We start from the raw sequence: 11,646 nt of genomic DNA, 5'->3' as shown, positions 1-11,646 counted from the left end.
TTATCAAAGACGTCAGCCAGATGTGGATAATCTGGCTGACGGGGGATTAGCTGGTGGTGGTGCCCTGTTTGTGGAAAAGCTCCCTGAAGACCGGATAAATGTCTTCCTGGTCGCGGATATGCTGCATGGCAAAGTTCTCAAACATCGATTGCAGATGTTCGTACTCGCGCCACAGCGTTTGATGTGCGCGGCGGGTGATTTCGATATAGCTGTAGTAACGCACCACCGGCAGGATTTTCTTGGCCAGAATTTCATGACACAGCGGGGAGTCGTCGGCCCAGTTGTCGCCATCGGATGCCTGCGCAGCGTAAATATTCCACTGTGCCGGGTCATAGCGCTCTTTCACCACTTCATCCATCAGCTTCAGGGCGCTGGAGACAATCGTGCCGCCGGTTTCCTGAGAGTAGAAGAACTCGTGCTCATCCACTTCTTTAGCCTGAGTGTGGTGGCGGATATACACCACATCCACGTTTTTATAGGTCCGACTGAGGAACAGATACAGCAGGATGTAAAAACGCTTCGCCATGTCTTTGGTGGACTGGTCCATTGAACCGGACACGTCCATCAGACAGAACATCACCGCCTGGCTTGAAGGCTCAGGGCGTTTTTCGTAATTTTTGTAGCGCAGGTCAAAGGTGTCGATGAATGGTACGCGTTCGATTTTGGCCCGCAGTTCGGCAATCTCCTTTCGAAGACGCTCTTCCTCCAGCAGCTGCACCGGCTCACTTTTGGCTATGGTGTCGAGACTCGCTTCCAGCTCACGCAGCTCACGACGCTTTCCGGCGGTCATCGCCGTGCGTCGCGCCAGCGAGTTCTGCAATGAACGCACCACGCTGATGTTGGCCGGTACGCCGTTGGCGGTGTAGCCAGCCCGGTGCGTTTTGTACTCCGTCAGCTGGCGATGCTGATTTTTTTTCAGATTAGGCAGTGCCAAATCCTCAAACAGCAGATCCAGATATTCATCTTTCGAAATCTGGAACACAAACTCGTCCTGGCCTTCACCGTCCTGGCTCGCCTGGCCCTGACCGCTCCCACCACCACCGCCTCCACCCTGAGGGCGCTCGATGCGGTCGTTCTGCACAAAGTGATCGTTACCGGGGTGTACACGATGGCGAAGGCCGCCGCGTCCCTGATGGAACATCGGTTCGCTGATATCATCCGTCGGAATGGAAACCGACTCGCCGCTGTCTATATCGGTCACCGAGCGTTTGTTGATAGCCTCGGAGATCGACTGTTTTATCTGCGCCTTATAGCGGCGCAAAAAGCGCTGGCGATTAACCGCGCTTTTATTCTTACCGTTCAGGCGCCGGTCTATGAACCAGGTCATATGCCCCTCCCGTACTGCATTTGCCAACCTTCTGCTGTGTAGGCCCGGCAGCGATGTGGCGCCGGGCTACATTCGACATTATGACGATTTACGCACGCGCAAATACCATTCGCACAGCAGGCGTACCTGTTTACGGGTGTAGCCTTTCTCCATCATGCGATCGACAAAATCGTCGTGTTTTTTCTGCTCGTCGGTTGAGGTTTTGGCGTTAAACGAAATCACCGGCAACAGCTCTTCGGTATTGGAGAACATTTTCTTCTCGATAACCGTGCGCAGTTTTTCGTAGCTGGTCCAGTTCGGGTTACGTCCGCTGTAGTTCGCTCTGGCGCGCAGCACGAAGTTGACGATTTCGTTACGGAAGTCTTTCGGGTTGCTGATCCCGGCAGGCTTTTCAATTTTTTCCAGTTCTGCATTCAGGGATTCACGGTCAAACAGCTGGCCGGTATCCGGGTCGCGGTATTCCTGGTCCTGGATCCAGAAGTCTGCATACGTAACGTAGCGGTCGAAAATGTTCTGCCCGTACTCAGAGTAGGATTCCAGATAGGCGGTCTGGATCTCTTTGCCGATGAACTCGGCGTATTTCGGGATAAGATAGCCTTTGAGGAATTCGAGATAGCGTTCAGCCTGCTCTTGCGGGAACTGCTCGCGCTCAATCTGCTGCTCCAGCACGTAGAACAGATGCACCGGGTTCGCCGCCACTTCGACGTGATCGAAGTTGAACACGCGGGAGAGGATTTTGAACGCAAAGCGCGTCGACAGCCCGTTCATGCCTTCGTCCACGCCCGAATAGTCGCGATACTCCTGATAGGATTTCGCTTTCGGGTCGGTGTCTTTCAGGCTTTCGCCATCATACACGCGCATTTTTGAGTAGATGCTCGAGTTTTCCGGCTCTTTCAGACGCGACAGAATCGAGAAACGGGACAGTGTTTCGAGCGTGCCTGGCGCGCACGGCGCATGGGTCAGCTCACTGTGATTAAGCAGTTTTTCGTAGATTTTGATCTCTTCGGAAATCCGCAGGCAATAAGGCACTTTGACGATGTACACACGGTCAAGGAACGCCTCATTGTTTTTGTTATTACGGAAAGTCACCCACTCAGATTCGTTCGAGTGTGCCAGAATAATGCCGTTGAACGGCAGGGCGGAGATGCCTTCGGTGCCATTGTAGTTTCCTTCCTGCGTGGCGGTCAGCAGTGGATGTAGCACCTTAATAGGGGCTTTAAACATCTCGACGAATTCCATCAAACCCTGGTTCGCACGGCACAGTGCGCCGGAGTAACCATAGGCATCCGGATCGTTCTGCGCGTGGTTTTCCAGTTTACGGATATCGACTTTACCGACCAGCGCTGAGATATCCTGGTTGTTCTCATCACCCGGCTCGGTTTTAGCGATAGCAATCTGCGCCAGAATCGACGGCCATACTTTCACCACACGGAATTTGGTGATGTCGCCGCCAAACTCGTTCAGACGTTTTGCCGCCCACGGAGACATAATGGTGCCGAGATAGCGGTTCGGGATGCCGTACTCTTTTTCAAGGAGCTGCGCATCTTCCTGCGGGTTAAACAGGCACAGCGGATGATCGTTGACCGGGCTGCGTTCGCCGTTGGCGCTAAGCACATAAATGGGCACACGCTGCATCAGCGCTTTCAGTCGTTCTGCCAGCGACGATTTACCCCCCCCTACCGGGCCCAGTAAATAGAGGATCTGTTTCTTCTCTTCCAGACCCTGAGCGGCATGTTTCAGGTAGGCGACGATCTGTTCGATAGCGTCTTCCATACCGTAGAACTCTTCAAACGCCGGGTAGCGTGCGACCACCCGATTCGAAAATAGACGGGACAGCCGTGGCTCATGGGCAGTATCAACCATGACTGGCTCACCGATAGCCATTAATAGCCTTTCTGCCGCATTGGCATAGGCACTGCGATCTTGCTTACAGGTTGCAAGAAATTCCTGCAGTGTGAACTCTTCGTCCTTGGCAGCTTCATAACGCTGGCGATAGTGATCGAATATATTCATGGCATGCCGTCCTTTCGTTTTTTAGCACAGGATAAGAGCCGTTCGTATGAATAATAGAGGCTCCCGGAAGGGATAAGCTGAACGACGCTCGTTCAATCTCCAGCAACCCTTGTGCCAGGTTGTTGGGTTCGAAACCATAACGTGCCCCGCGATTACACCTTCTGAATTTAAGCGTAGATGGCATTTGGAAAACTTGCATGTTGGCAAAAGTCAATTTCAATGACATATCAATAACTCATCAAAAAATACCGCGACTTAAAGGCGAAGAAATTTCAGGGTTCATAGCGCTGTCATCTGCCTGTAAGCGGCGTGTCATCAAAAGTTGGTAATTTGAGCGGTTAAATATCGTAAGCAGAAGTAAAAAGTTTGAGGTCAACGTAACGGGCGGTTAAACTTCAGCCGCTTGTAATTTGAAAGGGATATGCAACGTGAAATTAATCAAACTTCTGACAACGGGTGTGCTCCTCGCAACTGCATCAACCGTTGTACATGCTGAGGACAGCAAACTGACGCTGGGAGCGGGCGTCGGGGTGATTGGTCATCCGTATAAACAGTACAGCAGTGACATTTATCCGGTGCCTGCTATTGATTTTGAAAGTGATAACTTCTGGTTCCATGGTCTCGGAGCAGGGTATTACCTGTGGAACGATACCACCGATAAGCTCTCCATCACTGCCTACTGGTCGCCGTTGTACTTCAAACCTGGCGACAGCGACAACAATCAGCTGCGTAAGCTCGATCGTCGTCAGTCGACGATGATGGCTGGCCTGTCATACCTGCACTTTACGCAGTACGGTTTCCTGCGCACAACCCTTGCAGGTGACACGCTGGACAAGAGCAACGGTATCTCATGGGATATGGCATGGTTGTACCGCTACAACACCGGCGCGTTGACCGTGACGCCAGGGATCGGTGTGCAGTGGAGTAGTGATAATGAAAACGAATACTACTATGGTGTTTCCAGGAACGAATCACGGAAGAGTGGCCTGCGCAGCTACGATCCCGAAGATGGCTGGAACCCGTACGTTGAGCTTTCTGTGAATTACAAGCTGAATGAGGCCTGGAGCGTTTATGGGGTAGGGCGTTATACCCGTTTGTCGGATGAAATCACCGACAGCCCGATGGTCGACAAAACCTGGACCGGACTACTGTCTACCGGCGTGACCTACAGCTTCTGATAATGCACCGTTGAGGTGCGTGAAGTGCAATAAAACAGGGCGAAGACGCCCTGTTTTGCATGGAAAAGAAGCAGGACTTGAATCACGAATATGCTGATATACACGTTGGCGTTAACATTTTCATCCAGAGTCCAGATCATATCACCGTTAGCTAATTAACAACGCGCGGTAATTTCAAAAATAAAGAAATTTACATTCACGGAATATATTGTAATAACTGTTATATTTGCAGGTAATATATTTGTGGATAAATATATCCGCGCGATATCGTTTTATTTGAATTGCATCATGCTTTATATATTGAATGATCTGTAGCATCCAATACTGGCAATTGAAACATCATTTTAATACATTCAATAAAACGGTGATAAAGATGAAATATTTTTTCAAGGCTAGCTGCGTGGCAGTTTTACTTGTTCCAGTAATATCAAGCGCAGTGTCGCTGGATTTCAGACATGAATATAAGGCAGAGAGTAAATCAAATGCCGACAGGGTGAAGATCAGCCACACCACTGAAACCGGTTATTTCTTCAGTATAGAGGGACGTTCGTCAGAAAGTACTGACCCAACATCTGATGGGTTTCGTGAGGGGAATGGTGATCTGAGCGGCAATGGCAGCGAATGGGAAGCCGGTCGAAATTTCAAGATCAATGACAGTCTAACCATTTCACCCGGTATGAATATTGATGCTGGCGATACTGCTATGCAGTATCGTCCTTTTGTTAAAGCGACATATAAAATAACAAGCAACTGGATTACCTCATTTCGCTATCGTCCTGGTGTAAACGTTCCTGAAGATTCCAATCTCTCCAATAAATATTTCAATCAGTTTAACTGGGTATTTGGTTACAAAAACTCTGATTTCTCCATTATGGGTGATTATGAATATCGTTTGACAAACTATGATGATTATAAAGGAAACCATAATTACTGGTTGTACAACGTAACGATAGGTTTGCCGATTGATCAACACTGGACGCCATACACTGAAATTGGGATAGTGCCACAATATAATGAAGAGCATGAACAAGACAGCCGGGAAATGCGTTACCGTCTTGGGATTCGATATAGCTTCTGATATGAACAAGGGCGGTATTTTACCGCCCTTGTTATTTTATTTACATCTTGATGCCGTTGTTACCAATAGGGCACCCAGGATTTTCGCAGCCTAATCATTGCTTCCATATAAAAATAATCTCCCCAGCTGGTGCACTCGTCCACGCCAATATCATCATGCATATGATAAATGCCGTGCTTTAATATTCCTTCGCAGCGTTCTTCAGCCGTTGAGAGATAATTTTCAGTCAGCGATGCCATTATCTGTAAGGCCCAATTCTCATAAATTTCCCGGTTTGGATCCAGCACCGGTAAACCGTTGACCAGTTCTAACAGACCACAGACTGTAATCGCGGCCGCAGAACTATCACGAACCGCATCGGTATTACACAAATCCAGATCCCAGTGGCAAACATCATCCTCAGGCAAGCGATTAAGAAAGTAATGTGCCAGACGACGGGATAATTCCACCATGCTGTTGTCACCCGTGTAGCGCCAGGTCAGCAGAAAACCATAGATCCCCCATGCCTGACCTCTTGCCCAGCAAGAATCGTCGCTATACCCCTGATGCGTATTGCCAAAACGCGCCTTGCCCGTTTCTGCATCAAAAAAATAAGTATGGAACGTGGAGGCATCAGCTCGTACCAGATGCGTGGCCGCTTGCGCAACATGGGCAATCGCAGCTTCTGCATAACGACGATCGCCAGTCTGTTCGCTTGCCCAGTAGAGTAGCGGAAGATTCATATTACAATCTATGATGATCCGCCCCTTTTGTTCCGGATCGTCTAACGTCCCCCAGGCCTGCAGGATCCCAGCGTCAGGAAGGTAGCGCTCCATCAGTTTATCGGCAGCTTCAAGAGCTAACTGGCGTGCGGTCTCATTGCCGGTAAGTTTCCAGGCGCTCACGCAAGAAAGGGTATAGAGAAAGCCAAGGTCATGGGTGTTAGTCCGAATGGCATGATCCAGGCGGAAGCGAAAGGCGGGCAGGCAACGCTCTGCCGCTTCCCGGTAGCGATCTTCATTCGTCATTTCCCAGGCCAGCCATAATCTGCCGGGCCAAAATGCCGCCGTCCAGGCGCAGTTTTCAACATGTGGCCAGACACCGTCTTTGCAGGCCTCACCCGGAAATTTATCGCCTAAGTCGAGGATTGTCGCATCCAGCTTTTGCATGATTAGCGCAAGCGCTGAATCCAGTTTTTGCTGAAGCGCTGCTTTATTGATCGGAATCGTTAACTGTTTTTGCAATGGCTCTAATGCCACGGAATAGGTCATTTCACTCACACCCTCTATTTTAATGAGATCGTTTTCGTCTTATCCGCCAGCGTGAAGGTAATGTGGTCCCCCTCACTCAGTGCCGCTGGCACCGCACTGATGTTCCCGAGGGGCTGCTCACCTGCGATAACTGCGGTGATCAGCAGATGTGTACCCACGCTGAGCGAGCCTCGTAGCAGCGGAATAATGGCGCGATCGGGAAACAAGATATTGCTGTTAGGCGCGGTCAGGACGGTTTCACCCTGGCGGGAGACGGAATTGAGGCAATAGATGGCACTGATATCTGTCGCGGTGGTGATGCGACTATGCCCCGAAGCGTTATCGCATTGCGGAAGCGGCCGGTTCACCAGGCTGAAACCGCCTTCAACTGTCTCAAGCTCTCTTTGGGTCTGGATTTGATGGACGCGTATTTGCCAGTCACCTAAAACCAGCAGCCAGGTGTCGATAAGTACATCCTTCCAGGGTTGCCAATGGCTCCAGATGACGCCATTTAGGGTGCTGACAGCAAGATATTCGCGCCGGCCACGCCAATAGCCATCATGCTCGCTGAGCAGCAGCATGGAGTCCGCTGAGGCATGCCCCAGACCGTTACGATCCCGTTCAAGGGTAAATCCATAGCGAGCTGAATAGGCAAATTTACAGTATTTAGCTTCGGAGTTTGCGAAGCGGTTAAACTCAAACTGGCCAGAGGTCATCATCCACAGATGATTGGCGGAGTGCTGATTGACTAAAATTTGATGAGTCACCGGAATCACATGCAGAGATTTTCTCGGTGGCATCGGCAATTCTGGGGTCTGCCAGAATGGACTCTCTTTTCCTAAGGCCAGAATCAGCATACTTTTCAGCGCCCAGTAGGGGGAACCCGGCGCGTTATATTCTTCCGACATGATCAAATTGGGATAGCTATAGCCGACACTGAGTACGCCGTCGCGGTCAAAAATAGGTTGTTTTAGCCACCAGCGTAAATGGCGCAGGATAATCCCTTTCACCACACCTGGTGGAAAAACATCCAGGCCTGACCAGGCGACCGCACTCCAGAAGGCGACCTGCGCAAAGCGGTAGGTTTGACTTCGGCCAAAGGGAATGGCATCCCCGTCATCGGTGAAGAAATAGAGGAAATCGCTGGCAAATTGCGTGGCCCGTTCACGCAATTGTTTACATCGCACAGGATCGCTTTCATTCATCAGCGTGGCATAGATGAGCCCGTAAAAATGGAACCCCATGGCGATGTAATAATCTCTTGGCCGGTCAGCCCCATCGGAGTACCACCCCTCGCCAAGGTAATATTTTTCCATTGCGGCGAAATGATCATCGATAAGCTGCGTATTGACAGGCATTCCGCAATGATAAAAGCCCACCTGCACCAGGACAGGAAAAAAATGCCAGTTATTATCGGGGATAGGCTGGTCTTCGCAACGTTTCAACCATTGGCATAACTGTAGCCGTTCTTGCTCATTGAAATGGGCCAGCAAGGGTTTACTGGCTATAGCCAACAACAGACCAAATGCGGCCATTTCGACGACGCGTTGATCGTAAGCAATCGGGTCTCCCCAGTAATGAGGGTGGTCAGGGTTTGTGCCGTTTTTGATGCCCTGAATATAAAACGCAAAGTGCTCTGGAATATCACCTGCCGCTAACATCGGTGCGACGGCCCAGAGCTGGCGGGAAAATGCCTCCATATGTGAGCGTTCGTGGCCATAATGCGCAGTGAAATTGGCTAAATCGAAACCACTGATCTGGTTATTTCTGTAGTTCGCAACAGCAGATAACATCTCCTGCGTAAAAAGCAGCAAATCATCGCGATCGCGTAACGGATTATCTAGCGTAATGCTTTGCTGTTGCATGTAATGTCCTTGTGAAAATTCATCTGAACATTTCAGAGATAATGAAGCAGGACAAAGATAATCATAATGCACATGAATTTATAGTGGGCCTCGTCACAAATCAAAACGCTATTTCAAATCACGCATTCATGAGGTTTATAGGTTCTTCATGTTCTATTTTTGATTGGTATTATATTTATAACATCAATCATTAAATCAGAATGAAATATCGTTCCATAATATGTGAACGGACGGTTTGATAAAGACTGGTTTTGTGATCTGTACGAATTTATTAAATTTGAATGATGCTAATTTAAGGGCCGTTGATCATTGAGAGGAATAAGCCATGCCCGTCAATCATTGTAGAAAACTATTATTGCTGACTGCTATTACTATCAGCATGAGCGCTGAACTGTATGCGCAGCCGCTAACACTGACTGAAAAAGAGTTAGATTACAGCCAACAGCAGATTCAGGCGAATAACCCTGTTTTTAAGCAAGCATTCGCTGTACTAATTAAACAAGCCGACAGTGCGCTAACGCATAAAAACTTGTCAGTGATGGATAAGTCATTGGTCGCCAGCAGTGGCGATAAACATGATTATTACAGTTTCCCGCCATACTGGTGGCCAGACCCGAAAAAAGCGGATGGTCTGCCCTATATTCGTAAGGATGGACAAACTAATCCAGCGGCGAATAGCGATGCGACGGATAAAACCCGTCTGGTAGCGATGAGCAATGATGTTTTAACTCTGTCACTGGCATGGTATTTCACTCATGATAAACGTTATGCGCAGAAGGCAACCGATCAGATCAAAGTTTGGTTCTTATCGTCTGCAACGCGTATGAATCCTAATCTCGAATATGCTCAGGCAATCCCGGGAATTAATACCGGCCGTGGAATTGGTATTATTGATAGTCGGGCGCTAGTCGATGTGGTCGATGCCATTGAAATATTAAAACCCACAGGCTTAATGACGCAGACGGAGTATCAGGATCTGAAATCCTGGTTTGGTCATTTCTACACCTGGATGAATACCAGTCAAAATGGCTTTGAAGAAGCAAATTGGCACAATAACCATGGTTCCTGGTACGACCTTCAGGCTGCCAGTTTTGCCCTGTTCAGTGGGAATACGTCCGCAGCAAAGAAACAACTCGAAATCACGCAACTACGTCGTATCGCCGGCCATTTTGATATTCAGGGACGGCAAATGGCGGAACTGGAACGCACAAGACCGTGGCACTACAGCAACTTTAATCTGGAAGCCTACAGTCGACTTGGTCGACTGGCTGAAAAAGTGAATATCGATTTGTGGAATTTCAATCTTGACGACCATAATCTGCGAAAAGGATATGGTTATATTGCCTCCTGGATTAATGGTACCTCTTCCTGGCCATGGAAAGATATCGATAAATGGGACGATAAAACGGCGCTCTTCAATATGGTAACTGCGGTACATGCCTGGCCTGACGATGAAGTATTCAGGCAAAAAGCACAGTGGCTTCGGGCTAAATATCCGGATGATATCACCACGCTTACATCACCCATAATCGATAAGCGCTGATAAATAATTCTACGTAAAATATAGAATCCATGGTGGTTTTATTTCACATGATGGACTATGCCTCCATACTTAAGGAGAACGGATATGTCATCAGATGTAAATGGAAAAGCACGCCGGAAGGTATATATATTCCTGAGCCTGTTATGCCTTGTGTACTTTATTTCATGGAAAGCAACGCTTGATACGTATACCTTTTGGCTCTCAGAGAAAATAGGGCTTGATGGTGTCGCCATCGGTATTGTCTATGGTGTTAATGGATGTTGTGCCGTCCTTATTAAACCTGTTTATGGACTGTTGATTGATAGATTGGGCCTGAAAAAACATTTGTTGTTTTTTATTACGATTATATCCATGTCGATATTTCCATTTTTCTACTTTATCTATCAGCCATTGTTAAAGCACTTTCTCTATCTCGGTATCGTCTGTGGCGGTGTTTTCCTGAGTCTGGGATATTACGCGGGGGTGGCTGCGTTAGAATCTTACCTCGACCGCTTTGGCCGACTGTTTGAACTGGAGTTCGGGCAATTAAGAATGTGGGGGGCGGTGGCATCCGTAGTTTCAGCAGGGGCAACCGGATATATATTCAACATTAACCCGATGTACAATTTTGGTATCAGTACGGTAGGCGCATTACTGATATTGGTGGTTGTCAGCCTGCTGAAACTGGATGTCAGTTCGGATATGAAAGAGCGTATCGTTGCGAAAGAAAAAACAACGGTTAAAGACGTCCGTCATCTTTTTGTCCAGCGCGAGTTCTGGTCGTTTGTGGTTTACGTTTGTGGCATCGTCTGGATTTTGTTTGTGGCAGAACAACAATATCCTCGATTCTTCCTGCACTTCACCAAAACACCTGAAGAGGGTCATACCTTATTTGGTTATTTAACTGCCGCGGCCTTTATTAGTGAGTTTATTTTCATGATGATCGCCCCGGCTATCGTTAACCGTATTGGGCCAAAATATGGGCTTTTGATCACCGGGGTGGTGGTGGCGGGTCGATTTATCGGTTCTGGACTGGCCACGAGCATCCTGGCGATAGGGCTGATTAAACTATCCTGGGGCATCGAAATGGCGTTCCTGTTGGTGTCGGTGTTCAAATACCTGGAGATGAATTTCGATAAGAAAGTGAATGCGCTAATGTACTTATTCGGTTATCAGACCGTGAATTACATTGGCACGACGTTACTTTCCCCGCTTGCGGGCTATTTATACGAGCGTATTGGGTTTGCACATACTTATCTGGTGATGGGTTCTTACGTACTGGTCTTTACGCTGATTTCTGCTCTTTTTCTAAAGAATAACAAAATGCCACCTCCACAAGTTGCGCTCATACCAAAAAATTCAATGAGTTAAACAACATTGTGCTCAGAAGCGAGAGAGAAAGTTAAGAAAGGAGTCAGTGATTCCTTTCTTAAC

The 11,646-nt window shown here is 48.3% G+C and carries 8 protein-coding genes; 4 read left to right on the top strand and 4 right to left on the bottom strand.

Annotated elements, in window-relative coordinates; all coding sequences use genetic code 11:
• Positions 1–46: 46 nt before the first annotated feature.
• Both MUU51_RS05330 and yeaG read right to left on the bottom strand, forming a co-directional pair.
• On the bottom strand, positions 47–1,327 hold the full coding sequence (locus MUU51_RS05330) for a YeaH/YhbH family protein (RefSeq protein WP_258967283.1): 1,281 nt from the start codon (positions 1,325–1,327) through the stop codon (positions 47–49).
• A gap of 78 nt (positions 1,328–1,405) precedes the next feature.
• Positions 1,406–3,340 (bottom strand): protein kinase YeaG, encoded by a 1,935-nt coding sequence (gene yeaG / locus MUU51_RS05325; protein ID WP_159775304.1) that lies wholly within the window; start codon positions 3,338–3,340, stop codon positions 1,406–1,408.
• Positions 3,341–3,768: 428 nt separating this feature from the next.
• Between yeaG and MUU51_RS05320 the strand changes: the two genes are divergently transcribed.
• Both MUU51_RS05320 and MUU51_RS05315 read left to right on the top strand, forming a co-directional pair.
• Entirely contained in the window at positions 3,769–4,518 is a 750-nt protein-coding gene (locus MUU51_RS05320; protein ID WP_159775306.1) for a MipA/OmpV family protein, read from the top strand.
• A gap of 373 nt (positions 4,519–4,891) precedes the next feature.
• A complete protein-coding gene (locus MUU51_RS05315; protein WP_159775308.1) occupies positions 4,892–5,596 on the top strand; it encodes an oligogalacturonate-specific porin KdgM family protein in 705 nt (234 codons plus the stop codon).
• 59 nt (positions 5,597–5,655) lie between these two features.
• Here the strand turns inward: MUU51_RS05315 and MUU51_RS05310 are convergent, their stop codons facing one another.
• Both MUU51_RS05310 and MUU51_RS05305 read right to left on the bottom strand, forming a co-directional pair.
• Positions 5,656–6,846: a glycoside hydrolase family 88 protein gene (locus tag MUU51_RS05310; protein ID WP_159775310.1), complete on the bottom strand. Its 1,191-nt coding sequence runs from the start codon at positions 6,844–6,846 to the stop codon at positions 5,656–5,658.
• A gap of 14 nt (positions 6,847–6,860) precedes the next feature.
• Positions 6,861–8,690: a DUF2264 domain-containing protein gene (locus MUU51_RS05305; RefSeq protein ID WP_258967282.1), complete on the bottom strand. Its 1,830-nt coding sequence runs from the start codon at positions 8,688–8,690 to the stop codon at positions 6,861–6,863.
• 325 nt (positions 8,691–9,015) lie between these two features.
• Between MUU51_RS05305 and MUU51_RS05300 the strand changes: the two genes are divergently transcribed.
• Positions 9,016–10,233 (top strand): alginate lyase family protein, encoded by a 1,218-nt coding sequence (locus MUU51_RS05300; protein ID WP_159775314.1) that lies wholly within the window; start codon positions 9,016–9,018, stop codon positions 10,231–10,233.
• 84 nt (positions 10,234–10,317) lie between these two features.
• Positions 10,318–11,583, top strand: a complete 1,266-nt coding sequence (locus MUU51_RS05295) for an oligosaccharide MFS transporter (RefSeq protein ID WP_258967281.1) — start codon at positions 10,318–10,320, stop codon at positions 11,581–11,583.
• The last annotated feature ends 63 nt before the right edge of the window (positions 11,584–11,646 follow it).

The organism is Scandinavium manionii, assembly GCF_024764775.1.
GTDB classification, from domain to species: Bacteria; Pseudomonadota; Gammaproteobacteria; order Enterobacterales; family Enterobacteriaceae; genus Scandinavium; species Scandinavium manionii.
The sequence above is the reverse complement of the archived record's forward strand: the minus strand, read 5'-3'. Positions and strand labels throughout refer to the sequence as shown.